This window comes from Rhizobium sp. BE258 (assembly GCF_031457345.1).
Lineage (GTDB): Bacteria > Pseudomonadota > Alphaproteobacteria > Rhizobiales > Rhizobiaceae > Rhizobium.
On record NZ_JAVDWL010000004.1, the window covers coordinates 601422 to 627137 of the forward strand.

At 56.8% G+C, this 25716-nt stretch carries 28 protein-coding genes; 11 read left to right on the forward strand and 17 right to left on the reverse strand.

Features of this window, described 5'->3' with window-relative positions; translation table 11 throughout:
• Positions 1–15: 15 nt before the first annotated feature.
• From J2X43_RS17460 to J2X43_RS17475, 4 genes are all read right to left on the reverse strand, one after another.
• Positions 16–753 (reverse strand): SDR family NAD(P)-dependent oxidoreductase, encoded by a 738-nt coding sequence (locus tag J2X43_RS17460; RefSeq protein ID WP_310295743.1) that lies wholly within the window; start codon positions 751–753, stop codon positions 16–18.
• On the reverse strand, positions 750–2063 hold the full coding sequence (locus J2X43_RS17465) for a DUF4910 domain-containing protein (RefSeq protein ID WP_310295745.1): 1314 nt from the start codon (positions 2061–2063) through the stop codon (positions 750–752). The genes J2X43_RS17460 and J2X43_RS17465 overlap by 4 nt, the downstream gene beginning before the upstream one ends.
• Complete coding sequence (locus J2X43_RS17470; protein WP_310295746.1) at positions 2060–3298, reverse strand: class I SAM-dependent methyltransferase; 1239 nt, start codon at positions 3296–3298, stop codon at positions 2060–2062. The genes J2X43_RS17465 and J2X43_RS17470 overlap by 4 nt, the downstream gene beginning before the upstream one ends.
• 133 nt (positions 3299–3431) lie before the next feature.
• On the reverse strand, positions 3432–4868 hold the full coding sequence (locus J2X43_RS17475) for a glutamate-1-semialdehyde 2,1-aminomutase (protein ID WP_310295747.1): 1437 nt from the start codon (positions 4866–4868) through the stop codon (positions 3432–3434).
• A gap of 526 nt (positions 4869–5394) precedes the next feature.
• Here J2X43_RS17475 and J2X43_RS17480 point away from each other — a divergent pair.
• Positions 5395–6165, forward strand: a complete 771-nt coding sequence (locus J2X43_RS17480) for a metallophosphoesterase (protein WP_310295749.1) — start codon at positions 5395–5397, stop codon at positions 6163–6165.
• A gap of 17 nt (positions 6166–6182) precedes the next feature.
• Here J2X43_RS17480 and J2X43_RS17485 read toward each other — a convergent pair whose 3' ends face one another.
• Positions 6183–7586 (reverse strand): efflux transporter outer membrane subunit, encoded by a 1404-nt coding sequence (locus tag J2X43_RS17485; RefSeq protein ID WP_310295751.1) that lies wholly within the window; start codon positions 7584–7586, stop codon positions 6183–6185.
• A 793-nt stretch (positions 7587–8379) separates the two neighbouring features.
• Between J2X43_RS17485 and J2X43_RS17490 the strand changes: the two genes are divergently transcribed.
• From J2X43_RS17490 to J2X43_RS17515, 6 genes are all read left to right on the forward strand, one after another.
• Positions 8380–8523 (forward strand): hypothetical protein, encoded by a 144-nt coding sequence (locus tag J2X43_RS17490; RefSeq protein ID WP_310296040.1) that lies wholly within the window; start codon positions 8380–8382, stop codon positions 8521–8523.
• 633 nt (positions 8524–9156) lie between these two features.
• A complete protein-coding gene (locus tag J2X43_RS17495) occupies positions 9157–10632 on the forward strand; it encodes an N-6 DNA methylase (protein ID WP_310295753.1) in 1476 nt (491 codons plus the stop codon).
• The gene (locus tag J2X43_RS17500) at positions 10622–11545 is read left to right on the forward strand and encodes a hypothetical protein (protein WP_310295755.1); all 924 of its coding nucleotides are present in this window, start codon (positions 10622–10624) and stop codon (positions 11543–11545) included. The genes J2X43_RS17495 and J2X43_RS17500 overlap by 11 nt, the downstream gene beginning before the upstream one ends.
• A gap of 281 nt (positions 11546–11826) precedes the next feature.
• Complete coding sequence (locus J2X43_RS17505) at positions 11827–12018, forward strand: hypothetical protein (RefSeq protein ID WP_310295756.1); 192 nt, start codon at positions 11827–11829, stop codon at positions 12016–12018.
• Positions 12019–12107: 89 nt separating this feature from the next.
• Complete coding sequence (locus J2X43_RS17510; protein WP_310295758.1) at positions 12108–12290, forward strand: hypothetical protein; 183 nt, start codon at positions 12108–12110, stop codon at positions 12288–12290.
• Between the two features lie 92 nt (positions 12291–12382).
• Complete coding sequence (locus J2X43_RS17515; protein WP_310295760.1) at positions 12383–12856, forward strand: GNAT family N-acetyltransferase; 474 nt, start codon at positions 12383–12385, stop codon at positions 12854–12856.
• 461 nt (positions 12857–13317) lie between these two features.
• On the opposite strand, the gene J2X43_RS17520 is transcribed toward J2X43_RS17515, so the two are convergent.
• The 6 genes from J2X43_RS17520 to J2X43_RS17545 all read right to left on the reverse strand — a co-directional run bounded on the left by J2X43_RS17520 (position 13318) and on the right by J2X43_RS17545 (position 17407).
• Entirely contained in the window at positions 13318–13545 is a 228-nt protein-coding gene (locus J2X43_RS17520) for a hypothetical protein (protein ID WP_310295762.1), read from the reverse strand.
• Positions 13535–13696, reverse strand: coding sequence for a hypothetical protein (locus tag J2X43_RS17525; protein WP_310295764.1), 162 nt, complete (start codon positions 13694–13696; stop codon positions 13535–13537). The genes J2X43_RS17520 and J2X43_RS17525 overlap by 11 nt, the downstream gene beginning before the upstream one ends.
• A gap of 658 nt (positions 13697–14354) precedes the next feature.
• On the reverse strand, positions 14355–14618 hold the full coding sequence (locus tag J2X43_RS17530; protein ID WP_310295766.1) for a hypothetical protein: 264 nt from the start codon (positions 14616–14618) through the stop codon (positions 14355–14357).
• Positions 14605–15435: a Ku protein gene (locus tag J2X43_RS17535; protein ID WP_310295768.1), complete on the reverse strand. Its 831-nt coding sequence runs from the start codon at positions 15433–15435 to the stop codon at positions 14605–14607. The genes J2X43_RS17530 and J2X43_RS17535 overlap by 14 nt, the downstream gene beginning before the upstream one ends.
• Positions 15436–15448: 13 nt before the next feature.
• Positions 15449–16366, reverse strand: coding sequence for a Ku protein (locus J2X43_RS17540; RefSeq protein ID WP_310295770.1), 918 nt, complete (start codon positions 16364–16366; stop codon positions 15449–15451).
• A gap of 879 nt (positions 16367–17245) precedes the next feature.
• Positions 17246–17407 carry a hypothetical protein gene (locus J2X43_RS17545; protein WP_310295772.1) on the reverse strand — a complete coding sequence of 54 codons (162 nt, stop codon included), beginning with the start codon at positions 17405–17407 and terminating at the stop codon, positions 17246–17248.
• A gap of 330 nt (positions 17408–17737) precedes the next feature.
• Between J2X43_RS17545 and J2X43_RS17550 the strand changes: the two genes are divergently transcribed.
• Positions 17738–17917, forward strand: coding sequence for a DUF3309 domain-containing protein (locus J2X43_RS17550; protein WP_310295774.1), 180 nt, complete (start codon positions 17738–17740; stop codon positions 17915–17917).
• A 199-nt stretch (positions 17918–18116) separates the two neighbouring features.
• Here J2X43_RS17550 and J2X43_RS17555 read toward each other — a convergent pair whose 3' ends face one another.
• Positions 18117–19019, reverse strand: coding sequence for a hypothetical protein (locus J2X43_RS17555; protein WP_310295776.1), 903 nt, complete (start codon positions 19017–19019; stop codon positions 18117–18119).
• A gap of 976 nt (positions 19020–19995) precedes the next feature.
• Between J2X43_RS17555 and J2X43_RS17560 the strand changes: the two genes are divergently transcribed.
• Positions 19996–20400 carry a PAS domain-containing protein gene (locus tag J2X43_RS17560; RefSeq protein WP_310295778.1) on the forward strand — a complete coding sequence of 135 codons (405 nt, stop codon included), beginning with the start codon at positions 19996–19998 and terminating at the stop codon, positions 20398–20400.
• A gap of 808 nt (positions 20401–21208) precedes the next feature.
• Here the strand turns inward: J2X43_RS17560 and J2X43_RS17565 are convergent.
• Complete coding sequence (locus J2X43_RS17565; protein WP_310295780.1) at positions 21209–21940, reverse strand: SDR family oxidoreductase; 732 nt, start codon at positions 21938–21940, stop codon at positions 21209–21211.
• A gap of 85 nt (positions 21941–22025) precedes the next feature.
• Here J2X43_RS17565 and J2X43_RS17570 point away from each other — a divergent pair, with 85 nt between their 5' ends.
• Positions 22026–22415 carry a helix-turn-helix domain-containing protein gene (locus J2X43_RS17570; protein WP_112390491.1) on the forward strand — a complete coding sequence of 130 codons (390 nt, stop codon included), beginning with the start codon at positions 22026–22028 and terminating at the stop codon, positions 22413–22415.
• A 123-nt stretch (positions 22416–22538) separates the two neighbouring features.
• Here the strand turns inward: J2X43_RS17570 and J2X43_RS17575 are convergent, their stop codons facing one another.
• Together J2X43_RS17575 and J2X43_RS17580 are read right to left on the reverse strand one after the other, a co-directional pair.
• Positions 22539–23111 carry a flavodoxin family protein gene (locus J2X43_RS17575; RefSeq protein WP_310295782.1) on the reverse strand — a complete coding sequence of 191 codons (573 nt, stop codon included), beginning with the start codon at positions 23109–23111 and terminating at the stop codon, positions 22539–22541.
• 105 nt (positions 23112–23216) lie between these two features.
• On the reverse strand, positions 23217–23564 hold the full coding sequence (locus J2X43_RS17580; protein ID WP_310295784.1) for a DoxX family protein: 348 nt from the start codon (positions 23562–23564) through the stop codon (positions 23217–23219).
• Positions 23565–23698: 134 nt separating this feature from the next.
• Between J2X43_RS17580 and J2X43_RS17585 the strand changes: the two genes are divergently transcribed.
• The gene (locus J2X43_RS17585; RefSeq protein ID WP_112390494.1) at positions 23699–24271 is read left to right on the forward strand and encodes a TetR/AcrR family transcriptional regulator; all 573 of its coding nucleotides are present in this window, start codon (positions 23699–23701) and stop codon (positions 24269–24271) included.
• 865 nt (positions 24272–25136) lie between these two features.
• Here the strand turns inward: J2X43_RS17585 and J2X43_RS17595 are convergent.
• Positions 25137–25478 carry a hypothetical protein gene (locus J2X43_RS17595; RefSeq protein WP_112390497.1) on the reverse strand — a complete coding sequence of 114 codons (342 nt, stop codon included), beginning with the start codon at positions 25476–25478 and terminating at the stop codon, positions 25137–25139.
• Between the two features lie 19 nt (positions 25479–25497).
• Entirely contained in the window at positions 25498–25716 is a 219-nt protein-coding gene (locus J2X43_RS17600; protein WP_310295789.1) for a hypothetical protein, read from the reverse strand.

A 25716-nucleotide genomic window follows, 5' to 3' on the forward strand; every position in this document is an offset into this window, starting at 1 on the left:
AACAATCAGTCTGTACTATTCCTGGAAGTTTGCCGGTGTGGTATTCGCCGGTCGCAGAAAAATATCCGTGACTTCGCAGGACGGCGGCATTTTCAAGGCCCCCATAAGCGCTGCGGCGATGGACTCCGGCTGCAGAAGGACGTCCGGCCGGTATGAGGCCGACCGCGCATCATGGATGGATTGCTGCATGGGGGTAGCGGTCTTGCCCGGGAAGATGGAAACCACTCTCACATCATAAGTGTTCAATTCGGCGCGCAGGCTGTCGGCAAGCGCCTTCAACGCATACTTGCTCATCGTGTATGCGGAAAGCTCTTTACGCGGGTTCATCCACACGCTTGAGTTGATGAACGCGACGAACCCTTTGCACTGGACTAGGCTAGGTATGAGAAGTTGTGTCAAAAGATACGGAGCGCGCGCGTTGACGCGCCAAGCATCGTCCAGGACGTCAATTCGTGTTTCACTGACCAGCCCCGACTGAAACTGTCCGGCACTATGGACGAGGTAGTCGATTCCACGTTCGGATGAACGCAGGCGCGCAACGAATTCGGCAATCGCCAGATCATCGGCAAGGTCGACATGATGCCAGCTGATCGATGCTCCGTGTCGGATCGAGAGCGCCGGAATGGGTCCCCTCGTAAGCGCATGGATCGCAACCCCATCCGCAGCCATTGCTGAGACGATTGCCTGACCGATGCCGCTTGCGGCCCCGGTCACCACGGCTACCCTTCGGGTCACAACCTGCGGCCCGCTCATGATGCCTCCGATGCCTGCGAAAGAAGCTGATGATCGATTAAGACATCAGCAACATCGGCGATAATGTCGAAATCGATCTTTGAACGGCAGGCGATATCGAGCAAATCGTGCCCTCCATCAGAGTAATTCAATACCCATAGCATCGCCAATTGCCGCGTCTTGGTATCCGATTGGCCGCCAAGTGCGCCATAGAGGCCGCGCTTGCCAAGTTGCGGCTCGCATTGTGGCTTCAGATTGATGAGACGGCGGTTTCGATCAATGAGGTTCAGCACCGATTGATAAACCTGGAGCGAGTGTTCGAGTGAACTCTGCGAGATAAACGCTAGATTGTCGTTTGACGTGTGGTATTCGGGAAACTCCCCGTACGGCGTGCGCGACAAGCAGCCGAACGGCAGGTTGATCCCAGGCGAGCAAAACTGCCGCTCATCGTAGCCATAGGGCGAAAAGTCACGCAGGACATGTGCGGGGGCTGCCGTGTTCAGGATATACTCGACCGCTCGATCTATCTCTGCGTGCCCATAACGGCTGCGCTTATAGTGCATCTGGCCGCTATCACCGAGATTGACTGCCACCAGGCCATGCTTGATGTGCGAAAGGCGGGCCTGATTTTGGGACAGCCAGACAATCGAGCCGATCGTTCCGGGAATGAACAAAACCCTGATTGAATGACGAGGATTCGCTTTCAACGCAGCACGTATCAGTTCGACGCAGACTGCGATGCCGGAGAGATTGTCATTGGCAAGGGACGGGTGGCAGATATGGGCTGAAATGACGATCTCGTCACTCGTTTCACCCCTTATGAAAGCCTCACCCCAGGTCAGTTCGCCGGCAAACAACTCGCTGTCTATTTTGACGTGATAGTTTCCGGGCGCCAAGGTCTTGCGAACGCTGTGCGCAAGACAAAAACCCCAGTCTTCCTTGTAATAGGATGTGCGATAGGGGATGGCGTCCGGCTGGCTCGGATCGGAGTGCAGATGGGCCTGGAGCTCCTCAAGGGAAACAGTCTGGTCGAGCGGAGCAGAATAGCTGACGATGTGCAGGTTATGATCAGAAAAGTCGATCACCCGATGGCCCTGATCGTCCTCCACAAAGGCCGCACGGATCTTCCATTCCTTTGGAACCGTCCAGTCGAAGGCGGCCGTTCCTGAAGGCACGGAATGTATTTCGAGCGGTATTTGCCTTGAGATAATGTCGAGCGTTCGTCTGACGCCGTCGCCAGTAATGCTTCTGCATATTGGAAACAGTTCGCCCATAAGCGCACTCATTCGCGCGCCGGCGCCATCCGGCTCAGCGATCTGATGCTTGATCAAGCAAGCACCTCAACTTCAGGAAGAGGAACAACGAACCGACCGCCCCAGGAGGCAACATCCTTCATCTGGCTAACGATTTCGTCACGGATGTTCCAGGGGAGGATGAGGACGTAATCGGGCTTTGTCTCGGCAATCATGTCCGGCGCATGGATCGGAATGCGTGTACCGGGCAGCAAGCGGTTCTGCTTGTGCGGGCTGACATCAACCGTGTAGTCGATAAGGTCGGTCTTGATACCGCAGAAATTCAGGAGAGTGTTGCCTTTGGCGGGTGCGCCGTAGGCGACAACCGTCTTTCCATCCTCCTTTGCCTGGAACAGGAACTTCAAGAGCTCTCGTTTCGTGCGATGGACCTGATCGGCAAACGTCTTGTAGCGGGCCAGTGAATTGACGCCACCATCGACCTCGCGGCTGCGCAACGCGTCGACCCTGGGGGTGAGCGGATGAGAACTGTCTTCGGTGTGACGCGCATAGATACGCAATGATCCACCTTGAGGTTTAATTTCATCAACGTCAAAGATCGTCATTCCGTGAAGGGCGAAAATTTTTTCGGCGCTGAAAAGGGACAGATACGAATAGTGCTCATGGTAGATTGTGTCATAGTAGTTGAGATCCAGCATCTTCATCAGGTGCGGAAATTCGATCGTGACAACACCAGTTGGCCCAAGCACTTTTTTGATGCCGCCAACAAAGTCATTGATGTCTGGCACATGTGCTAGAACATTATTGCCGATCAAAAGATCTGCCTTGATACCCTCTGCAACGAGTTGCGTCGCAGTCTCGACACCGAAGAACTGCACTCGGCTTGGAATGCCGGCGGCTTCCGCAACAGCGGCAACATTTCCCGACGGCTCAATCCCCAGGACGGGGACGCCGCGTGCCTTGAAGTTCTTGAGCAGGTAACCATCGTTGCTCGCGACTTCGATAACCTGATGATTTTCGGTAAACAAAAAGCGATCCATCATCTCTTCGACATACTGGCGGGCGTGCTCCAGAACGGAAGCCGAGTAAGACGAGAAGTAGGCGTATTCGCTGTCGAAAATGTCTTCACGTGGTGCCATCGGCGGAACCTGCACGAGATAGCACTGCGTACACACATAGGTGTGAAGCGAATAGAAGGGCTCGGCCCGCTGCGTCTTGTCGAGATCTATATAGGAATTGGCAAGCGGTGATGCTCCAAGATCTACAACTGTTTCGGTCAGCTCTGCAGCGCAGAAACGGCAAGAAAAATGTGTCATATCGGCCCCTCGAATATTGCGGTGCCAGCTTATGGCTGGCTCATGACAGGAGATTGATTGGCTTGCCCACACGTGTCCCCAGCGCAGGAAAGCATATAGCGGATCCTTATACTCATAAAAATTTGTGGGTTTACTAAGGGAACGTAAAACTGGAGCCGGCTGAATGAAAGTCGGATTCACGCTGCGGTGCGCGGCGCTGAAGTTCCGGCATCAGCGTCGGAACCTCCGCCGGCGGTGCAACGAAGCGATTTGTCGCCCGGAAAACAACATCCGATGGCCTGCCAACGAGGTAGTTTGAGACGCCATTCTCAAGCGCCTTGCGATAGACCTTCAGCGCTCCGTCGACGGCGTCGAGGGTCTTTCGGATATCGCGCTTCGTGTGCGTGTAGCTCACAACGAGAGACGGCGCCAGGACACCGCGCTTTATGAGTTCTTGTAGGAACAGCGTGCGGAAGGCCTGCGAGGGCATGCGCTCTTGATCGAGGGTGCCGTAGACGAGATTGCTTGCAAACCCAGAGGCATAAAAATGCTCCGAGAGGCCGTGCTGGGCGGCAATCTCACTCACACCGGCCCGCAGCAGTTCTCCCATTTCCATCAGGTGCTCGATGACAGGTTCTTCATGGTAGACCTGTATCGTTGCGATCGCCGCTGCCATGGCATGCGTTTCCGCACCATGGGTTGTCGACAGGAGGAAGACCCTTGGCTTTTCACGCTGCTCAATCCCGCCGAGTTCCATGAACTCACGCTTCCCTGCAAGCGCGGAGATCGCGAAACCGTTCCCGAGCGCTTTGCCGAAGCAGGAAAGGTCGGGTTCAATATCATAGAAGGCTTGTGCCCCATTCAGATGCCAGCGAAATCCGGTAATCATTTCGTCGAGAATGAACAGCGCTCCATTCTCGTGGCAAAGGTCGCGAAGGCGATACAGGAAGCCGTCTTTCGGCTCATCGCCTTTCGACGGTTCCAAAATGACCGCTGCAATTTTCCCCCGATGCTGCTTGAACAGTGACCTTGCGCCCTGGATGTCGTTATATTTAAAGGACAGCGTTAGTTCCTGCACTTCCTTTGGGATACCGGCATTCATCGGTGTCGTTCCGATAAACCAGTCGTCAGTCGAGAAGAATGGGTGATCGGCGCAGCGCGCGACCATGCTGCGACCCGTCACCGCGCGTGCCAATCTGACGGCGCCCGAGGTCGCGTGCGATCCGTCTTTGCAGAACTTCACCATCTCCGCCTTCTCGATCGTATCGAGGAACGCGCTGGCGCATGCCACCTCGATTGACGCCGGCCGGGTGAAGTTTGCACCGTTCTTGATTTCCCGTTCGACGGCCCTCAAGACCTTTGGATAAGCATGGCCGAGCGATACCGCGCGATTGCCCATGCCGTATTCGATATAGCGGTTGCCGTCGACGTCCCAGACATGTGCCCCATGGCCACGAGCGATAAAGCCGGGCGAAAGGACCGGATACTGGTCATCACCCTTCGCATAGGTGTGAGCGCCGCCTGGGATGATCCGCTTGGCGCGCTCTCTTAAAGTGTTGGATGCTTCAAAACACGAAATGATATGCGCCATGACAACTGACCCCTGCCGAGCGAAATGCGTTCGCGCATGGATAGCCAAAGGGTTTGGAAATCCAACGTTGCGCGCGTTTGTGAGAAGGGAGCAGAGGTAAAGCGCCGGGAGCCTGCGACATCGTTTCGGATGATATGCTGTCTGCCGGTTGTAATGGCTTTTCTAATCGAGCGGCTATATTTACGCTATACGCGTCGTCCCAGCACTGCAATTGCAGCACTGCACGGCGCTCAGATCGGGCAAAACCATCAGGAGAGTTACGCAAATACACAATACTCCACTGCTACTTATTAAAGGCTATCAGCAAAGTTTAACGCTGTAAACCAGTATTAATTTTGTGTTAATCACAACGTTAACGGGGCAGAAATGGAGCGGAACGCCTAAGTTTATGGCAGGAGGCAGAAGTACTGGCGAGTCCTTCGATCGCGGCAAACACGCAAACGTTAAATGGCGTGATTTGAACTTGAGCTTCAGTTAAGGAATTTCCTGTAGTGCGGAGGTGGTTTTCACTGAAGTTCATGGAGCAATGTTCCACTTTCCCATGCTATGGCATCGTTCACGCACGCAGAATGCGAACGGCAGATCTCGGCTGACACTGCCTGATGACGAGTTCGCTGCGATCTACGCGATCAGCGACATCCATGGCTGCTGCAGAGAATTTGGAGAGGCGGAGCGTCGGATCTATGAAGACGGCACGTCTACACCCGGACGGAAGCTCATCGTCCTGCTGGGCGACTACATTGATCGCGGTCCCGACAGTCGCTCGGTCTTGGAGCGACTATCTTCGCCTGTTGCTCATGGTTACAGGCGCATCATGCTTGCTGGCAATCATGATGATGAGTTTGCTCGCATGTACCGTCACCCGGCGATGCTGGGCGAATGGATCGACTTTGCCGGGACAGAAACACTTGCCTCATATGGCATCGACGTCGAGCAAACAGTGCGAATGAAGGGCCTTCGCGGACTGCATAGACTGGTCATCGAGATGGTCGACGAGCAGCATATTGCATTGATTGAATCCTTTCCGGTTTGTTTGCAGATCGGAAAGCTGCTTTTCGTTCACGCTGGCGTGCGCCCCGGCGTCGATCTGAAACGCCAGACCGATACCGACTTGATGTGGATCCGCGAACCGTTTCTAAGCGACGGACCGGGACTTCCCATTTTTGTTATCCACGGGCACACGCCCGTCCTCGAACCGACCTTCGGCCGCCAACGTCTTGCCATCGATACCGCTGCAGCAGCGACTGGCGCATTGTCGATCCTAAAGATCGCAAACGGCGAAATCACTTTCCTTTAGATCGCCCGAGCCGGCTCCTACGGTTTGACGGCGAACGTCTCGATCTTTGCTTCGGTCGAGGGCTTTGCGCCATCTGGCGCATAGCCGCCGCCGACGGCGACGTTGAGCGAGACGTAGTCCTTGGCCATCTGCTGGACGGCGGCGGCCAGGCTTGCCTGGGCCGTCGAGACGTTGCGCTGGGCATCGAGAACGTCGAGCAGCGAGGACGCGCCGTCCTTGTAGCTGGCGGTCGAGAGCTCAAGCGATTCCTGGGTGGTCTTCACCTGGGCACGCAGGGCCTGAACCGTCTGCGCATCGCGGCGGACCGCCGACAGCGCGTTCTCGACCTGCTCGACGGCGCTCAGCACCGCAGACTTCCAGGCGAGATAGGCGGCCTTGGCATCCGACTTGGTGATGTCGACATTGGCGCGCAGGCGGCCGCCGTCGAAGATCGGCAGATTCAGCGTCGGGCCGAAGGACCAGGTGGTCAGGCCGCCATTGCCGCCGACCGGGCGGACATAGGAGGGCGAGATCGAGCCGGACAGCGAGATCGACGGATAGAGCTGTGCCTCGGCCACGCCGATATTGGCGGTGGCAGCGGCCAGATCCCGTTCGGCCTTGCGGATATCGGGACGGTTGCGGATCAGGTCAGCCGGAATGCCGGCCTGCAGGCCGCCACGGAACACCGGCTGATGCGAGCCCTTCTGGAGATCGCTGACCAGCGAAGAGGCCGGCAGGCCGAGCAGTGTGGCGATGTGATGGGCGGCAACCCGGAAGTTGGTTTCGAGACCGGGGATTTCGGCCTGGGTCGACTGCACCAGACCTTCGGCCTGGACGACGTCGAGGCGCGAGGCCGCACCGGCTTCGAGCTGGAACTTGGTGAGATCGAAGGTCTCGCGGCGCGACTTCAGGTTTGCCTGGGAGAGCGCGATGCGTTCCTGGTAGTAACGAGCGTCGATATAGCTGTTGACCAGATCCTGGAGGAAGGTGAGCTTGGCGACGTCGGCGGTGGCGTAAGCCGAATCCAGCGATGCCAGCGCGCTTTCCTTCGAACGGCGATATTCGCCGAACAGATCGAGCAGCCAGGAGACATTGGCCTCACCGGCGGTGGTGTTGGTGGCGCCGGAGCGGGTGCGAAGGTTGCCCATCTGGCCGCTGACAGTATGGGAAGCACCGACGACGAGGCTCGGCAGCGCGCCTGCACCGGCGACTGTCACCTGGGCTTCGGCAGCGTTGATGCGCTCCAGCGCCTGCAGCACGTCGAGGTTCTGGCCGATGCCCTGGGCCACCAGCGCGTTCAGCCGCTGGTCGCGATAGGCCGTCCACCACTGGGCGGTCGCAACATCACCATTGCTCTTGACCCCGCCTTCACCGAACTTCGCGGGAAGCGGCATCTCCGGGGGGACATGATCCGGACCGCTCACGCAGCCCGAAAGTGACATGCTTACGGTAATGAAACCGGCAAAGTACAATCCATAAAGCCGCAACTTACCTGATCCCCTCGATCAATAACTGTCGCGCGCGAGAGGGCGAAGCACCCGTTGCGCCTATCTTCTCCGATAACTCAAGCATATGGGGAAGAATTCTTCAGCTTAGAATTTCAAAATACTGTGCCATATCAGTCACACTAGGCAGTAATATCAAGTGCAGGCGCCTTGCCAAGTGCAGTAACTGCGACGGCATTGGATGCTACCGCACCGCGGTTCGCCCAGCGTCGCAGCACTGATACCGAAAAAGCACGGGCAGTCGAATGTGCTAAGCCATAAGGATGAATTGACCGGCCAAACGCTTTGGGTTTGATGGTCGGGGGCGAAGTATTAAGGGGTGGACAGTTTGCAGGATAGACGACGCTTGTTGGAGTTTGACGCGCTACTTCAGGCGTTTCTGCACAATCCTTCGCGGTACCCGCTTAATTTCCTTTGCGATCTCATATCGTCAAATGCCGAGCTATTGCTGCGGCGTTATCCCGGGAAATCGATCGACGAAGTCGCACGTCTGGTAGGACGCACTGAAAACCCCTGCCTGTCAGCGATGGGTCTTGGACGTCGTTTTCATAGCTGAGCGCCGCCTTTTTCTGCGAGGCTCGCGGCGGGCCTTCGTTGTGACAGCGAAAAGAGCAAGGAGGGTGAGGCCGTCCTTAGCGGTGCGGCCCGCGCGACGACGCAAGTCCGACGCGACTTGCGCCCTTCTGTCTCTCCCCGGTCGTTCTGCCAAGCCCCGAGATACGGATAGGCGATGATCTGGCCGGGGATAAATTCACGGCTCATTGCCGTAGCGCTCGCCACGCGCCAGACGATCGATTTCCGCCTCAAAAAGCTCGACATGATGACCCACGGGCATTCCCGTCCAGATTTTTATATTTGCAAGAAAAATGCTTGATTTGGGCGTCAGTCATACCAATCTGCGATGTGGATCTCGACGCCTTTGTCAGCGAGATTGTCGGTGACCACTTTCTCAGGACGACGGGGCCGGCTCCAACTCAGTCGTGGTTCGCAACAAATCTCAGGGCTTCAGCTCCGCTATGCTTCTCCCCGGAAGTTTTTTGTCCGATCATCTACTTGCGAGACGAGCGGCAAGGTCGGCAGTTCATATCCGATCAAGAGCGGTGATTCTCGACAAGTTTAGGCTGCCAGTATGGAAAGTACCGCGCATTGCGCCGACCTTGGTCTGCATCCGCGGGTGTAATGGGCGGCGAGAGCGATATAATGGCACCCGCCACACGGACGACCAGCCCGTTTCAAAGCAGCCGCCGAAGACATCGTACGCCCTCTTCCAGGAGCGTACCGTCACGATCATTCGAGAGGCCTGCCACACCCATGACTTCTGCAGTGGCACCGGGAAAACTGCTTCAAGCTCTAAGTTTTTGACGCGCGCGCAGAACCCTCGAGCGGCGGCGCCTTGCCGAAAGCAAGGATGTTCAAACCAATATAAGCTATCTTTGTTCTATTTATGTTCTTGAAACTCCGGCAAGGCTATGTTTGAAAAGCACTCCCATTTCCCTAAGGTGGCGCCATGGACACAGGACAATCGATTCGACTGCCGCAGAAGCAATCGGGCGCGTATTTCACGCCGGATGATATTGCGGCCGCCCTCGTACGTTGGGCGCTGCGTCATGACGACGATCGGCTGCTTGATCCATCCTGCGGCGATGGCAACTTCCTTGTCCACCACCGCAATTCCGTCGGCATCGAGCAGGACTTCGTATCAGCGCGCTCTGCCATGGACCGCGCTCCCTGGTCGCTCGTGCACGAGGGCGATTTCTTCACCTGGGCGGCGGAGACGTCGGAGCGCTTCGAGTGTGCAGCCGGCAATCCGCCCTTCATCCGCTACCAGACCTTCAAGGGCGACATGCGCAAACGCGCTCTCGCCCATTGCTTAACGCATGGCGCACGCTTCAGCGGCCTGACATCATCATGGGCGCCGTTCTTGGTGTCGACAGCTACGCTTTTGAAGGCCGGCGGCCGTCTGGCTTTTGTCGTGCCGGCCGAGATCGGCCACGCTCCTTATGCTGCGCCGCTGATCGAGTATCTCGTCGCCTCGTTCCGGCAGGTGAAAATCGTCGCCGTGCGCCAGAAGCTCTTCCCGCAACTGTCCGAAGATTGCTGGCTTCTCTATGCCGACGGCTTCGGCGAAAAGACCGATCGCATCGAGCTGTCAGTCGTAGATCAATACAGACCGGCCGCACAACCGCCCGCGGCGACAACCTTTGTCGACGTCGGAGAGTGGCGTTCTATCTGGAATAGCAGATTGCGGCCGTACCTAATGTCGGAAGAGGTAAGAGAGATTTATCAGGGCGCCGCGGCGGACCCGGACAGCCGTCGGTTTTCGGAATTCGCAGCCGTTGGGATCGGTTATGTTAGCGGCGACAACGACTTCTTCCACCTGAAACCGTCCCTGGCTGAGAAACTTGGGATCCCATCACAGTTCCTCAAGCCCTCGGTGCGCAACGCGCGCTCGCTCCCGAAAGACGCTATCACCCAGTCTACTGTGACGGATTGGCAGGCCAATGACCAGGCAATGCTGCTGCTCAAGATCGGCCGCGGACAGGAAGTGCCGGCCACAGTCAGGCGCTATCTCAATAGCAATCCTGGTCGGCAAGCCCGGCAAGCCTATAAATGCCGGGTGAGGGACCCCTGGTATTCGGTTCCCGATGTCCAGGAGCCCGATTACATCCTTCAGTACATGTCGGGCCGCGCAGCGAGCCTTGTCAAAAACGACGCAGGTGTTACCTGCACAAACAGTGTCCACGCTGTGAGGCTGCGCGACCGTAAGCTCGCAGCGAAACTCCTCCCCTCGTGGGAAACGCCTTTCGTCCGGTTGAGCTGCGAGATCGAAGGCCACGCGCTTGGAGGTGGAATGCTGAAGCTGGAGCCGCGTGAAGCCGGCAACATTCTCTTTCCGGCTGGTCGCCTGACAGGCAAGAAGTCCTCCGAGGCAATTTTGGACTCCATCCAGACGCTTCAGCGCTGGAGACACTATGCCGACTGAAATCGAAGGTAATGTATGCCGTTGGACGACCGAAGCAGACGCGCTCAGGGAATTCGCGGAATTCTCAGGCAAGACGCAAAGTGCTAGCCACATCAAGCCTCTGCATTGGTATGTTGCCTGCCGGCTGGTGATCGAGGGAGGCTTCGATCCAGTCGACATCACGCCGCGACCGCCATTTCGGGTAGAGCGCAAATCTGGCCGCGTGCCTATTCTCCACTATGATCCATCCGTCGCCGGCGGCGGCGAACGAACTGTGCTCGGCGGCCTAAAAACCAAGAACGTCGATGTTGTCGTGACCAGGGAAGGGATCGGCCCCGTACTCGCTGTCTCCTGCAAGGGCGTAACCGGTGCGTTCCGTAACCTGACCAATCGCATGGAAGAGACGATCGGCGAATGCACCAACTTGCATATCACCTATCCGGCTCTCGTCCTCGGCTATCTCGTCCTGCTGCGGGCAAACCGACAAACGGAACGCGCGCTCGATATCGCTGCCGAAGCTGTTGACGACGTCAGCAATGAGACTGCCCCCGCGAAGGCCCTGGCGGCCAACGACATTGCGATTGCAATCGGCGGCGAGCCGGTGGCCGGGATCGTCCGCTTCCACAATGCGCTGCGCGAGCTTGTCGGGCGCCGTGGGATCCGTGACGATGTCAGCCGCTATGAAGCAATCGGTTTCGGCCTGGTCGAAATGGAAGGCCCCACCAAGAACAAGCTTTTCGAACCTTTCCCCCCTGAAACCAGCCCGCTTGCAACGACCAGTTTCTTCGAGACACTCTATCTCCGTTACGACGAGCGCTTCGTTACCAGCGCGCCAGATCTGAGCCGCGTGACACGTAGGCTCGAGTGGGATATCAGTTCGCCGGCTTTGATTCAGGTCAACAATCAGATGTACGGCGCCAGAACAGCTGGGTAGCAGTGCCCAGCGTCGCTAAGCCGTGTCGGTACCGGACCTTGTTCAAGATCGGGTTCTACCGCTTGATCCCCGCCACTTGTGATGTATTACGACGACATTTGGCGAACGTGATTTACCCGCTCATTTTGGGAAGATCGACAGGATGTAGGGTCAACGCCTGAAATTCAGGCATTGGCCGAGTGAGAGACGCACTTCTCTTCCTTTTCGCGGGCCACTCCGCACGGAACGAATTTCCTTCCTTGCCGTTCATGACGGAATCAAGTCGCAGACGGAGCACAAAGATGTCACGCAACAAAGACAACGGCATCGACCTGAAGGCAAGCCGAGCAAAGAAGTCTGCGCGTCAATTCGCGCATGGTGGCAATCCAGCGCATAAAATCCTGCCGGAGCAGGCGATCAAAAACGACGTGCCGCCGCCTGCAATGGATGACTATACGATGATGATGATCCAGGCGATGGAAGGCCGATCGTGACGACAATACCATCCTCATGAAAAAATCAGGCAGACGCCGTACCCTTTCACTGCTTGGCGCGTTCTCTCCCGGCAATTGAGGAAACACCCATGACCGAAAATTCGGCATCACAGCCCAGCGACTTCTCCAACTTACGGAAACACGAGCCGCGTCAAAGCTTCGCGCAAACGGCACGAAATTTCCTGACAGCGGAACAGCGTAGACGCGAGGCAAAGAAAGAACGCCACGCGCTGGCACTGGAACAGGCTCAAAACCAGGGTCGTCAACTCTAGCGTGGTCGTGCTGTCTCGACCTACATTCCCGGTGCGGCCGACATCTTGAGACGGCCGGCGGTCGATCACCACAGCTCCGGAGGGAGGTTACAGTGAAGATTCGGATAGCAGAGGCTGAAGACGCTCTTCCTATGAGTGAAATGCTCAAGCAGCTGGTTGCTGCCGGAAAGCGGACGGCAAGAGCAGACGTCGAATTCGTTCGCGAGCATTATATCGACAATCCGGCTGGCATCCGCTGTTCCCTGGCCGAGGACGACAACGGAAACCTACTCGGCTTTCAATCGCTGATCCGAGCGACTGATGATAATCTCTATGACACGCCAGTTGGATGGGGCATCGTCGGCACGCATGTCTCTCCAGACGCAGCCAGGACTGGTGTCGGGCGCGAGCTGTTCGAGACGACCCGACAGGCGGCCATCGAAGCGGGGCTTGAGAAAATCGAGGCCTTTATCGGAATAGCCAACGACATTGCACAGGCGTACTACGAGCGGATGGGTTTTCGAACGTATCGGACAACCGAAACGACGGTCTGCAAGTGCTGGTCACTAGATGGTTCTGGTCCCTGACCTCGCATTGCGCGCTGGCGGTTCGAAGACAGAATCCCGTTCCTGCTCTGCATCACGCATCGATCATCACGGCGGATCTCAAAACTTCGCCCCTATCCTACGCGGTAGACCACGAAGGAACGTCCCGTAAGTGGCCGGCGATTGATCGCAACAGCTGGCATCTCGCATTGCGGATGCATGACTTCGATGGGGTCGTCGAGCGCTTAATTGCTTTCGATATCACCGAGGACCTCGATGGCGATCCCGAGCGCATGCTTTTCTCCAGCAGTTGGGTCGCTGGTTTTCCGTAAAATAATTTATGCGATCGTCAAAGGCAGTTGAATGGCGCCCTGACATCCGCCGTTACGAAGAAGCCTCTAAAAGCGGCCCAACACCCCGGAATAGCTGCCGGCGGGCCGCTCAGTTGTCAAAGTATGTGGATTTCCCGTGTAAGCACTGATGCGCAAAATTCGATCAGAGGATTACAGTAGCGGGCTGGGCTTGCCCTCTCTTTCGCAATTATTGAGTTCATTTGAAATGTCGCGCGCGTCTGTTTTTCTTAGTTTGATGAAGTCGCGGCCGTTGGAAGCCGCTGGAAGACCGCTCAAGCGATCCACCACCGTCCAGCCGTCCTCGCCCGGGATTGCCTGGTAGCGATCCTCTCTGACATGGGTGCGGCTATCGACCGATCTGGCATGCTTATAGGACATGAGAAATCACCGCAGCGATCACGATGAGAAGTCCCATGCCAATTCCCGCCGTCCATAGTATTCCCTTCACTCTGGGATTGGTGCGGATGTGCGTGTTCAGGTCAGGCTTTGGCGGCTCCGCGGCAGTCGGCGTGTCAAGGTAGCGTGTCATGCTCTTCTCCATACTCATGCAGTAACGACGGCGAGAGCGGTCTGTTCCACCGATTGGACTCGACAGGAAGGCTACGCGACCCAGACAAGGATGGATGAAATGCGATGCGGCACTCACACGTGCTGGCGTAGAAGGCTTATTCACCCGGAACCTCAACTCAGACACGGTGTTACGGGCATGCTCCACTTGCAGCGCTTTTTGCCTTTCATGCCCTTAGTGCTGAGCGGGGCCAACCATATTGTGCTATCTCGATGAGCGACAAGCCTGAGGTCGCGCGCGCCATTCATGAAGCAATAGTCAAGGGGTAGGTATACAAGCCGGACTATCGCGTAGTTCGACCCCATGGCAGCCGGATTTGCATCTCTGCATTTGGGCGATGCTTTCGTGACAGTGTTGGTACGCCGTCGCACTATTCCGAGATTGTAGCCCGACCGTGCCCGGAACGAACACAGCGGCCGCGCTTTTTTGGAACTGTAAAAGGCGCTTTAATTGGCGTCTGTCGTCTTCCGGATCTTCAGCGATAATGCCATTCACCTTCATCAAGCGAGCCACCATTGCCCCAGGCACAGCTTCGCTTGAAGGCAGCGTGAAGCCGCGACATCAGGCGTGTGAGGAAAAAACGTCTCATTCACGCGTGCCATCTGCCAAATGTCACATGTCAGTGCCAAGTACCGAACGGCGGCTCGTCGTCGTCGAAGTTGCCATTGCTCGCAGCGTCATAGGCGTTAATGCTTCGACCGCCACCGCGGGTGCCAAATGCAGTCAGTTGCACCATTACCTCCTTGGCGTGAACGATGGCCTCTTCCTCGCTGAATGCGTGCCCGTCAGCGACCTTGATCGACACCAACTCCCCGTGGTCGCCAAGAAAGTCTACGCGCCACCCTGTCTTTTCGTGAGCGACTTTGGTTTCAAGAAGATGCATGGGATGAGGCCGCCTTCCTACCTCGGAGATCGGCATCGACGCTCTTCCTCATAGCATCCATTATGTTGACGACGTTATCCTTCGGAGCGGCATCCGAACGTTTGCCTCTGGCCGCCTTCTTCGGCTTCATCGCCTTCTTCTTCTCGGCTATCAGATTCAGCAGGCTCGGCTGTATTGGATCGCTGACCATGTCGGGCGACCAGTGTGCCGATTTCTGCTTTATCAGTTTCTGCACCAGCGGGATCAGGTCGGGATCGGCTTTGTCCTCGATGTCCTCGAAATAGCTTTCCTCCGGACGAACTTCGTCGCCGAAACGGAGTGACCATAGGACAATGCCTTCCTCGCGGGGTTCGAGGATGACAGCGCGCTCGCGGCGACCGATCACGAGTTTCGACACGCCGACGACGTTGTCCGACTTCATGGCATTTCTGATAACCGCGAAGGCCTCGTTGCCGACGGCGTTGTCGGGCGTGAGATAGTGGGGCTTCTCCAAATAAACCCAGTCGATCGAATCCGCGGGGACGAATTTCTCGATGTCGATGGTCTTAACGGTGTCGAGAGCGACCCGATCCAGATCGTCGTCCGTGAGGATCACATAGTCATTCTCGCCACGGACATAGCCTTTGGCCTCTGCGCCTTGCTTCAGTGCCTTTCCGGTCACGGAGTCGACGTACTGCGAAACGACCCGGTTTCCAGTGTCTTTGTTGAGGGTGTGGAAGCGGACCCTCTCGGACTCGGACATCGCCGGGGTCATCGCCACGGGGCAGGTGAGGAGCGAGAGCTTGAGGTAGCCTTTCCAATAATATTTGGGTGCCATCGATCGATCTCCCTCAGCTTGCCTTGCGCTGCGGGGCAGCCTTGGAGGAGGCGGCCTTCGCGGCCACCCCGCGCGCGGCGCGCTGCCGACCTGTGCCCTGATTGGCATTGGCCGCAGTGCGTTTCGGTTTGGACTCGGTGGACGCCCCAGACTTCAGCAATCCGGCGCTCTCGCGGAGGGCGGCTAGCAGGTCGTTCGGCTTCGAGACTTCGACCTTTCTTGCCTTCGGCAGCTCCTTGCCTTCGATCTTGGCTTTCACCAATTCAGCGAGGGCGGCTTCATAGCGGTCGTCGAACGTGGCCGGATCGAACGTGCCCTTCTTCGTGCTGATGATATGCTTGGCGAGATCGAGCATCTCGCCCTCGATCTTCAGCTTAGGAACTTCCTCGAACGCCTTCTTCGAGGAGCGAACCTCGTAGTCGTAGTTCATGGTGGTTGCCACCAGGCCCTTGCCATGGGGGCGGATCAACACCGAGCGCACCCGGCGGAACAGGACAGCTCTAGCAATGGCTGCGACGTTCGACTTCTTCATGCCGTCGCGAAGGGCCACGAAAGCGTCGGCACCCATTTTGTCCGGGGTCAGGTAATAAGGCTTGTCGAAATACACATCGTCGACTTCGGAGCATGGGATGAAAGCGTCGATCTCGAGCGTCTTGTTGCTCTCCGGGATTGTCGCTGCTACTTCCTCGGGATCGATGATGATGTATTGCCCGTTCTCGATCTCGAAGCCTTTGGTCTGAGATTCCCGCTCAACCCGTTCTTCGGTCTCGCTGTCGACGAACACGCGATTAACGCGGTTACCCGTCGCCTTGTTGATCGTGTTGAAAGTGATGCGCTCGGATGTGCTGGCCGCTGTATAGAGGGCCACGCCGCAGCTCACTTCACCAAATTTAAGAAAGCCTTTCCACTGTGCGCGGTGTCCCGATGCCATGACGCTCCACTCCGAATCACTTGGGTCGTGATTCAAAGACGTGCGAGGGTGATTCGTTCCGACTCGAAACGAATCATTTTTCAATGACTTACGGAATCGCGCTCAGAAATTGATTCCGGTGCGCAGCTCGGCGAGTGGAGTTCGACTTCAGGTCGTAGACGGTGGAAGATGGCCGTTTCGCCAGGGCGTGGAAGCGGCGGGAGCATCGAGTGCTCGCCGCCGCGCTCTCCGAGGTCCGCCGCCTGCTCTCAAGGAAAGCGTTGGCGACAATAGTCCTATCGACTCTTAAACGGAATCCCGTTTCGGCCAATGGAAAGCCCTCTGTAACCATTTCGTCGCACTCGATTTATCCACACCATGGCGGCGAAAGGCGAGAGTGCCCTGAGATCAATCAGTTAGCCTGCGGATACCCTGTGGATAGACAGTGGAAAGGATGTGGGTAGAGCTTGCCCCATCGAAAGCGGGAAGAAAGGCGTCACTTGCGAGGCATTTGCGAATCCGCTCAGATACTGTTCTCGGACGATGGCCCCGCCGCAACGTCGCCATCTCCGAACAAGGGCGCTCCGACGTGATGTCGAGAAGCGCCCTTTTCATTTGCAGGAATGAGGAGCCGTTGCCTATGGTCTCAGTCGCCTTCACCGATGTATGTGAGGACGGGACTGCCCCCTGCCGTCACCTCTCGGACAAGCCTCATCTTCTCCAAATCAGAAATGACACCCCGAGAGAGACGACGGTCTCCGACCAGCCACGTACTGCCGACTTTCCGTTGGTGACGAAACCGTCGGATCGCATTTACTGCATCGCGCTGCGTCTTCGTCAACGCAGCCTCGACTGCCCTTCCTTTCTGTATAGTCATGCTCGAACTCCTTGACCCGCGAGCTAGGCAGCGATGCGCCTGGCGGCCTTGTCGACGAGCTTCCGATTGTCTCCGTGCTCCTCGATGATCGTCTGTGCGTCCTCGACGGAGATCCTGTGTTTCTTCGCTAGCGTGATTGCGTCGTAAGGTTTTTCGGACGCAGGTGCGCCCTTGGCGTCAGTCATGATGTTCTCCTGTGCTTCTGTGGTGATGCAGCGCTATCAATGGCCCTCTCGAAGGGACTGCTGCCGCTTGGGTGAGATATGGTGGTTCTGCGGACGGAATTCCATAGCCGCCCCTCATCGGTAACACTCTTGAGTCAGCTCGAAGGGCATTGGCGCGGGAATGTTCAACGGCTCGTTGATGTGTTCTCGTCGCCGACCGGATATTCTTGGAGATCGCCTAGAGCGGGAACAATCCCAGCGTGTCCAGTGTTTACGGTAGCTGGGCCGCGAATGCTGTCATTTTAGGTCCGGGTCGAAGTCATTTGATTCGTAGAAACTCGGAGAAAACGCATGAGTACCCTTTTGATTATTGTCGTGTTAATCCTCGTGCTAGGCGGCGGCGGCGGCTACTATGCTCACGGCCGTTATGGAGGCCGCGGGCTCGGCGGCGTCCTCGGTCTGATTATCGTCGTCTTGATCGTTCTCTGGCTGTTGGGTGGGCTCCATGGAGGCGCCGTAGCTCCTGTGTGACATACGCGGCGGAGGGGGGGCCGACTGTCCTCAGAAAAAAATATGAAACCGTGGGTCTCCTACCCACGGTTTTTTTGGCAAACGTAAGCCACGGAAAGCGCCGTAACAGTTATAAGTTCGTGTTGAAACGGTGGGAACACCTGCATAGAAGGGAAATCCGTCGATGGTGACACCATCGACGGAATATTTTGCCCACGGATTACGCGAACGGGCCGCGGCCCATCAGGAGGACATCCTCTTCATCGTCGCGCTGGCGACCGCCAAGAGCTGCAGCGGCACTAGCAATAAAGGCACCGATGAGAAGTGAGATCGATCCGACAAGCGCCGTCGTAGCTGCGGCCTTTCTTGCCTTGTCAGCAGCAGTCTGCGCGGCAACCTTAGCGTCGTCGATTTGCTTGAGGACCGCGTCTACCCGAGTACGGGCGTCCGCCTCTGACAATCCGCTCCGAGCGGCAACGATGCTCGCGATGTAGGTCCTGTCGCCTTCCGGAATCTCGCCCTTCGCGGCGTCGTTCAACAGAATTCTCGAAATCTCGGCCGAAGCCGCGCCGTCGTCCCTTGAAGCATTCGTGCTGACGCGCTCAGGCCGCAGAAGGGCATCTGTGAAATAGGAAGTCGCGAGATCGGGTTGTGTCGAAGTGGTGGACGCCGCTGTAGCCGCTCCAGCCGCCGTTGCCGCAGCACCTGCAGCACTTGCGCCCGCGCCTGCCAGCGAGGTTAGAGACGAAGCCAGAAAACCCACCACGAAAACCGTCGATATGGCCCAGCTGATGAAGCCGTGGGCAGTGTCTCGGAAGAAGACTTCGTCAGTATGGATGGCTGCCCATTTCGTCCGGAGCCGTCCAGTCAAGTAACCGCCAAGCGCCGAAGAGAGCCATTGAACGACGACAAGCCAGATCGCGGCTGTAATGCCTACGGTGGCCGCGGAGCTGCTCTCCCCAGACCAGGGCGAGACCATCGTCAGGCCAACACCAGAGCCAAGAAGTAAGAGAATGAGCGTGACGCCGATGGCCGCGAAAGCGCCCCCCAAAATCGGGCCCCATGAGATGGCGGATCTGGAGGATTCGACGGGAATACCTCCCTGTGATTCCAAAAGAGACATCTTTGACCCCTATCTTACAAAAAGAGCGAGAAGGATTATGATCGGTAGAGGAACACCGAGAAGCCAGAGTAGAATGCCGCGACCCATGATGAAAACTCCTTTTGAAATGAATATCTTGCGAGCATGAAACGAGGGAGTTGCACAATGGTTCCAGAGCTTTATTCGGGTTGAGTTGAAGCCGGGACTTGGCTTGCTAGTACATTAAAACCTCGCGGCCTTATGACGATCAGTTTGTAACGACGTCAGCCGTCCGTTGGGTTGCCACTTTGCGTGACCATATCGCTTGCGTTGGGGCGCGCCAGTGGGGCTCACGCAGCAACCAAGCCGATCTGAACTGTTTGATTAAGCAGCTGTAGAGGCGATCAACTCAAGTAACTTGAACCCGAAGCTGGCTTGGCGACAAAACGCTTCCGGGCATGTCTACGTCGGTAAAATGAGTGCCGATTTCGTCGTTCTTCACAAAACCAAGGCTTGTCGGCACTCCCCGCTGGTTCCAAAGGCTCCCAATGATATTTCAACCGACGCTCCGTCAATGACCCTAGATTGATAGGCCCGGTAAATTGAATGTCATTCTATTGTTCTGGCATAAGTGTCACGATCTGAATATAAGGACACTTCACACCGATTTGAGGCACGTCCATGTTATCCGATATAAACACCAAGAGGCACGGTATTGAGAAGATCCTCGCACGGCTCCTAGAACAGTCTAGGGGCGCGTCGGCGCTGCCGAAGAAGACGTCTCACCAATCTGCACTATCAACTCATTTGAACCGGCTTTCTGGCCTAATAAACGGACATGTGTCTGATGACGTGATCCAAGAAAAATCAAATGCCAGATCGGTGTCGGACTTGGTTGAAATGCTAAATCGTCTAGCAGCCAAATCGAGCTGAACGATAGTTTGGACACAACGTCCATGCGTCTTGAAGTTGTTCGACGTAGCATTAGCTTCTCCTTAACAATTCAAGGGGAGCAGCAATGTCCATTGGAGTTGGCCGAGTATTCTCGACTGAAGTGGGCGTAGAATTGCCGGGCGAGCCGGGCATCTACACCTGGGATATACGGTCTAATCTCGTGTTTGCTGACGGCGCTGTCGCTCGTCTTTTTGGTGTCGACCCAGGTGACGCCAAACACGGCTTACCCCTTGATTCCTACCTTGACAAAGTTCATCCCGAGGACCGGCCAGCACTGGCAAAAGCGATAACAGATACGATCGTGGCGGACATCCCGCAGCAGCAAGTCTACCGGGTTCGTAGTTTTGAACACACCTATCAAGCCGTCGCGGCCTTCGGCAGAGCGTTTCATACGCGAGACGGTACACTCGTGGCATATTCAGGCATGGTGATCATCGCAGAGAATGAACAGCAGGATGCCAATCACTGAAGCCGCCAACCCTTGAACTATAGGGTCGGGGAGCAAGCACCTGGCTTTGGATCAAGGCCAGTTGGCGGTGGTGGATTACTGGGCGTTGCTGCTATCGGTCTCCAACGGGCGTCCTGACACCGCCCGTCCTTCCGCTTGCTAGCGGCCTTGCGACCCGCTCCATGGCTACTCTCTGAGGACGGCAGGCTTCAGTCTCAGACGGATGCACAGAGGCTCGCGTCGGGGCTTCGAATTCGAATGATCAGTCATACGGCCATTCTTAAATCAATGACCGTCCAGTTTAAGGTGAAATGCCGTCCATTTTTAATCTAACAAACGTCCGATCTTGACTAACATCACTTTTGGCCCCCCGGATCCTCTTCAGATCGATGCGGATGCCGGCATCATCGAGCTTGATCGGCGTTCCTCCGGAATGTCGGAGGGTGCATTATCCTCGGCTTTGTCAGCATCTTCGGCCTCCACCTCCGAGCGCTGCGCCACCGGGCCCCGGATCCTCAGCTTAAAACACGCTCTCACGCGATGCGGAAGATCTTGGCGACATCGCGGCGCCCATCGGGCGGACTACCTTGCGAAATCAGCAAAGATCAGACACGCCCAATTTGCTCCAGCGGACAATCCAGCGGTCGGGCGACAGGTTCACATAATCGCCCAGTTTTATCGGGCGGCCGTAAAGACCCGGCACACCGGAATGGCACATCGATATTCTGAAGGTGAAAAGCCGGAATTTTAATTGACGATGGAGAGGATTGGGTGAGCGTCAGACGCTCCAGGCGGAGCTGGAACGTCCGAATTTGTTCAGTTAGAATTCCTACACTTGGCGCATGCCCCCATCGACACACAGCTCAGCGCCGGCGATATAGCTCGCCTCGTCGCTCAGCAAGAACAGCGTTGCCGCTGCAACTTCAGCTGGACGTGCCATCCGTCCCAAGGGTATGGGCGCGATCAAGGCCTCGCGGACGTCCTCAGGCACCGCTGCCATCATCTCAGTATCAGTAGGCCCAGGAGCGACGACATTTACCCGTATACCCCTGCTGGCCAGTTCGGCCGTCCATGTCCTCGCATAGGATCGAAGCGCAGCTTTTGTCGCGGCGTACGTGCCGTAGGCCGGGATGCCAGCGACATCCGCGATTGAACCTATGAGCACGGCTGAGCTCCCTTCTTGCATTGCCGGCAAAGCTGCCTGTAAAGCGAAAACCGTTCCTCGTACGTTGACGTCGAAGTGACGGTCGAAATGTTCAACCGTTTCCTCGCTAATTTGGGCGGGCTCTGAAATTCCGGCGTTTAGGACGAGCGCATCGATACGTCCATTCGCCTGCTGAACTTGAGTCACGACGTTTACCATGTCTTCTGGAGAACTTGCGTTTGCCGAGATGCCCACTACCTTATCGCCGATTTCGGCGGCAGCCTTTTCGACATCGTCAATCCGACGGCTAGTGATGAAGACAGTCGCTCCCTCGGCAGCCAGCCGGTTTGCGATCGCCAAACCAATTCCCTTTGCGCCGCCTACGACGAGCGCGACTTTGTCCTGCATACGGGCCATTCTACGTCCTGCCTTCCTATTGATGGTCCGAAGATGATATACGTCGTAAATCTGATATCAATTACGCACCTTGAGTAGCTTAGATATGGACCAGTATACCGACCTCGAAACCCTTTCTCAGTGCGCTCTCAACAACATGACCGTTGTGCGTCCTGTTCTCGACAAGATCGCCGACAAGTGGACAATCTTGATCCTCACTGTGATCTGCCCGAAACCTTCGCGTTTCAACGAGATCAAACGGCGTCTGAACGGAATCACCCACAAGGCGCTTGCCGATGCATTGAAGCGGCTCGAGCGAAACGGCCTTGTGACAAGGACCGTATTGTCAACGCAACCGATCGGCGTCGAGTATGCGATTACGCCGCTTGGCCATTCGCTCCGCGAGCCGTTCGAAGCGCTTTGCGCATGGTCGCTCGAAAATGGGCCTCACATCGAGGCTGCGTCTGTACGCTACGACAAGGCGGCCAAGGGCTAAGCCACCTCGGCCGTTGAGATAGGCCGTCGGGTGTCGCCCAAGTGGCCTTGGGAGTGGCTGCTCAAAACCCTACCGCGGATAGCGCGGAAGGGTACGGAGCTTTGCCAACTTTCTCGGTCGAACTCATCGAGTGGACATATGCCGCGCAATTCCAGCAACTCGCGCCCCGTATAGACGTGCGGTTTCAAGATCGCCGACCGACATCTCCTCGGGGGGCGCGTCGGCGTCGGATTGCGCCATCGGGCCGATATACGATCCCATCCGATTTACATCGTTTCGTAGCGACGCCTTGATGTTTGATGGCTTGATAGCCAGGCTGACCCAGGAACCACCGTGTTGCCCCGCCAGAAGAACGAAGTATTGCAGCGTGTTTAGCTTGTCACCGTTGAGGCTGGCGCTGTTCGTGAATCCACCGAAAATCTTGTCTTGCCATTTTGCGGAGAACCATGGCTTCGAAGATGCATCGGCGAATCTCTTAAACTGCCAGCTTGGTCCGCCCATGTAGGTGGGTGCGCCGAAAATGATGGCATCGGCCGCATCGAGCGCCGCCCATCCGTCTTCCGACAAGTTACCCTCGGCATCAATGGCGTGGAGCGCTGCTCCGGCTCCCTTGGCGACCGACTCAGCCATGCGGTGGGTATGGCCGTAGCCAGAATGATAAACGACGACGATACTTGAAGGTGAGTGGACGGTCATGCCTGGCTCCTTTAGCCGTGTTTTTGCGCCTCGCCGACGGGAGTCGGCGCGGTTTCGAAGTGTTTCTGTTTGATGGTGGTTGAGGTTAAAGGCTTGTCGCCGAGGTTATGAGACCTGGACCGTAATCGCGATCATGAGCAGAAGTAGGAAGACCGCCGGCGCCAGGGTGTGACGGAGGTCACGTGCTTGGACGACAGCGAAGATTGCGGCGATCATAATGCATGATCCTAGCGCAGCGCCGATCGCAAATGTCGGACGGAGGACGAGGAGAATGGCTGTCGTGAATTCCAGCAAAGCGGTAACCCAGCACCACCACCATGGAAATCCGTACCGGACGAATTCATCGCGGATTGTCTTAAGGGCGGTGGCGTTGACGATGCTGCCCACGAGAAATGCCGCAGCGGCCGCGAGCGTCGCCGCATCGCCCGGTGAAAACGATATGAGGTAGGACATTTGGAAAGACCCTTCGGTTCAATCGCCCAGTTACGATAGCGATGAACTTAAATCTAGCGATGCTAGATTGTCAACCATTGCCCTGATTAATTAGGGTCGCTAAAGTCTTTCCTGCATGGATCGACGGTGAAAAAATGGGTATCAGCGAGCGAAAAGAGCGTGAGAGACTGGAACGGGAACAGCGGATCGTCGCCGCGGCGCGAACGCTGGCGCAACGTGATGGTTGGGCTTCCGTCACCGTACGACGCCTTGCACAAGAGATCGAATACAGTCAGCCGGTCCTGTACGCCCATTTTGAAAATCGCGACGCGATCGTCGGCGCGGTCGCGCTCGAGGGCTTTGCGGAGTTAGGCCCGACGTTGCGGGCCTCTGTTCGCGACGGCGCACCTCCGATAGACGCACTCCGAGACGTTGCGACGGCCTATCTCGTATTCGCTTTCGAAAGGCCAGCTCTGTACGAAGCCATGTTCGTCCTGCCGAGTGGCCTTCGATTCGCCAAGTCCGATACGCCCAAAGTGCTGCGAGATACATTTGGCGCTATGATGGTCGTCGTGGAACCGTTTTGCTCTGACCCCGAGGTCGCGACAGAATATTTCTGGGCAGCTTTACACGGATTGGCAGAGCTTGAACGCCACGGTCGAATAAGGGCCTCGCATCGCGCCGAGCGGGTGAGGCTCATTGTTGCAATGTTTGCGACAGGTGACTGACCTTAACCCGCGGCTCCCGAGCGGAGCGAGGCGGGGAGCCTAACAGCTCGGCTATCGCCAAGAGGAGCTGTCATTCCCATACCCACGGCCAAACACATAACCAACCACGAATGCCAGTGCGCCCACGCCGAGAAAAAGACTGGTGGCTGTGTGCGGGTGATCGACCGCGCCCGCCGCGACGGCGCTCGTCTCCCGCTTCACGGCATCCAATGCGTCACTGGCGACCTTACGGACGCCGGTAGCAGGTTCTGACGGAGCCCCAGTGAATCCAACCTTTAGGTCTTCAGACATTTCAGTTCCTCCATGTTCGTGTCTTGCAGGAACAGTTTGGCCGCCAGGATGTTCCCCGCTGTCAGTCTCTGGGTGTTCGTCGAGATTGGGAGCGGGCGGCGGCCCGTCCTTTGCCGAATGCCACCATAGAGCTGGACGTGCCCCAATCGGCGGCGGACAACCCACATCCTTAGCCTCGCAGACTGTGATAGCCGCGCATGTTCTTCGACGCCCAATTTTGACCAGCTGCTCGCGCCAGTCGCTTTCCGCGCAAGAACCACCAAGCTGATGCGCGGTCAAGCGCCTAGGCATCAATGTATTCCATGATCGCCCTCAGCTTGCCGTCCTCGACGGTAACGTCGAAAACCCAGATCAGCGAACGATTTGCTTGTGGAAATGAGTGGCAAAGAACATATCAGGAATCGCAGCGGCCACTTAATGAACGACTGGGGGTCGTACAGCGCCTGACGGTGCTCTCAATTTCGTTCTAGAGAGAAAGCCCCAGCAAAAACCGGAGCCTGCAATAGGGGATAGAGCGCTGACTGAAAGACGCAGTTCCAAGAGCATCGCAGCGCTCATGCCTAGCTTCGTTCCCTTACCGCCGGGTGATCTCCGGGCATCCGCGACGGTTGGCAAACTGCATGCGCTCCGGGCCGCGACGGGTATACCCCTGAATGACGATGCTTCGGGGCGTGACGCGCAGGATCTGCGCACGACGAAGGCCCTCACCACGGGCAATGTCAAGCGCGTCGTCCGGATCGCATCCTCGGTCTCGTCTGCGATCATATCGGTCATCGTCACGATTAGGGTCATAAATCCCGACACCGCCAGGTCCGACTCGCAATTCCATGTCCTGTGCCCCGGCGATAACCGGAGCAACCGTCAGGCCGCTCATTGCAGCGAGCCCGATCAGTATAAACTTGATGGTTCTGTGCATTTCGATGTTCTCCGTTTGATCATCTGAAACATTGGGAGAGAGTAATTGTTCCAGCGGGCAGGCGCAGCAGCGGCTGGAGCGCGGTTTTCTCCTGAGCTCGCCCAGGGCCGATGCGCCGCGCCAATCCTATGTCCTCAAGCATTTGGGCCTTTTCAGCTTGCGAGAATTCTTCCATGGCGCTGATAAGCTCTTTACGCCCGCCGCGGCGATAGATTTCAGTCAGCTCACTTAACTTCAT

Bases quoted from the DNA above. Each gene is read 5' to 3' on its own strand.
- J2X43_RS17525 (WP_310295764.1), bottom strand. From the start codon at position 13,696: ATGACACGCTACCTTGACACGCCGACTGCCGCGGAGCCGCCAAAGCCT.
- J2X43_RS17480 (WP_310295749.1), top strand. From the start codon at position 5,395: ATGTTCCACTTTCCCATGCTATGGCATCGTTCACGCACGCAGAATGCG.
- J2X43_RS17570 (WP_112390491.1), top strand. From the start codon at position 22,026: ATGGACCAGTATACCGACCTCGAAACCCTTTCTCAGTGCGCTCTCAAC.
- J2X43_RS17470 (WP_310295746.1), bottom strand. From the start codon at position 3,298: ATGACACATTTTTCTTGCCGTTTCTGCGCTGCAGAGCTGACCGAAACA.
- J2X43_RS17600 (WP_310295789.1), bottom strand. From the start codon at position 25,716: ATGAAGTTAAGTGAGCTGACTGAAATCTATCGCCGCGGCGGGCGTAAA.
- J2X43_RS17540 (WP_310295770.1), bottom strand. From the start codon at position 16,366: ATGGCATCGGGACACCGCGCACAGTGGAAAGGCTTTCTTAAATTTGGT.
- J2X43_RS17555 (WP_310295776.1), bottom strand. From the start codon at position 19,019: ATGTCTCTTTTGGAATCACAGGGAGGTATTCCCGTCGAATCCTCCAGA.
- J2X43_RS17560 (WP_310295778.1), top strand. From the start codon at position 19,996: ATGTCCATTGGAGTTGGCCGAGTATTCTCGACTGAAGTGGGCGTAGAA.
- J2X43_RS17595 (WP_112390497.1), bottom strand. From the start codon at position 25,478: ATGCACAGAACCATCAAGTTTATACTGATCGGGCTCGCTGCAATGAGC.
- J2X43_RS17565 (WP_310295780.1), bottom strand. From the start codon at position 21,940: ATGGCCCGTATGCAGGACAAAGTCGCGCTCGTCGTAGGCGGCGCAAAG.
- J2X43_RS17500 (WP_310295755.1), top strand. From the start codon at position 10,622: ATGCCGACTGAAATCGAAGGTAATGTATGCCGTTGGACGACCGAAGCA.
- J2X43_RS17490 (WP_310296040.1), top strand. From the start codon at position 8,380: ATGATCTGGCCGGGGATAAATTCACGGCTCATTGCCGTAGCGCTCGCC.
- J2X43_RS17575 (WP_310295782.1), bottom strand. From the start codon at position 23,111: ATGACCGTCCACTCACCTTCAAGTATCGTCGTCGTTTATCATTCTGGC.
- J2X43_RS17550 (WP_310295774.1), top strand. From the start codon at position 17,738: ATGAGTACCCTTTTGATTATTGTCGTGTTAATCCTCGTGCTAGGCGGC.
- J2X43_RS17535 (WP_310295768.1), bottom strand. From the start codon at position 15,435: ATGGCACCCAAATATTATTGGAAAGGCTACCTCAAGCTCTCGCTCCTC.
- J2X43_RS17530 (WP_310295766.1), bottom strand. From the start codon at position 14,618: ATGCATCTTCTTGAAACCAAAGTCGCTCACGAAAAGACAGGGTGGCGC.
- J2X43_RS17495 (WP_310295753.1), top strand. From the start codon at position 9,157: ATGGACACAGGACAATCGATTCGACTGCCGCAGAAGCAATCGGGCGCG.
- J2X43_RS17520 (WP_310295762.1), bottom strand. From the start codon at position 13,545: ATGTCCTATAAGCATGCCAGATCGGTCGATAGCCGCACCCATGTCAGA.
- J2X43_RS17460 (WP_310295743.1), bottom strand. From the start codon at position 753: ATGAGCGGGCCGCAGGTTGTGACCCGAAGGGTAGCCGTGGTGACCGGG.
- J2X43_RS17580 (WP_310295784.1), bottom strand. From the start codon at position 23,564: ATGTCCTACCTCATATCGTTTTCACCGGGCGATGCGGCGACGCTCGCG.
- J2X43_RS17545 (WP_310295772.1), bottom strand. From the start codon at position 17,407: ATGACTGACGCCAAGGGCGCACCTGCGTCCGAAAAACCTTACGACGCA.
- J2X43_RS17505 (WP_310295756.1), top strand. From the start codon at position 11,827: ATGTCACGCAACAAAGACAACGGCATCGACCTGAAGGCAAGCCGAGCA.
- J2X43_RS17485 (WP_310295751.1), bottom strand. From the start codon at position 7,586: ATGTCACTTTCGGGCTGCGTGAGCGGTCCGGATCATGTCCCCCCGGAG.
- J2X43_RS17475 (WP_310295747.1), bottom strand. From the start codon at position 4,868: ATGGCGCATATCATTTCGTGTTTTGAAGCATCCAACACTTTAAGAGAG.
- J2X43_RS17510 (WP_310295758.1), top strand. From the start codon at position 12,108: ATGACCGAAAATTCGGCATCACAGCCCAGCGACTTCTCCAACTTACGG.
- J2X43_RS17585 (WP_112390494.1), top strand. From the start codon at position 23,699: ATGGGTATCAGCGAGCGAAAAGAGCGTGAGAGACTGGAACGGGAACAG.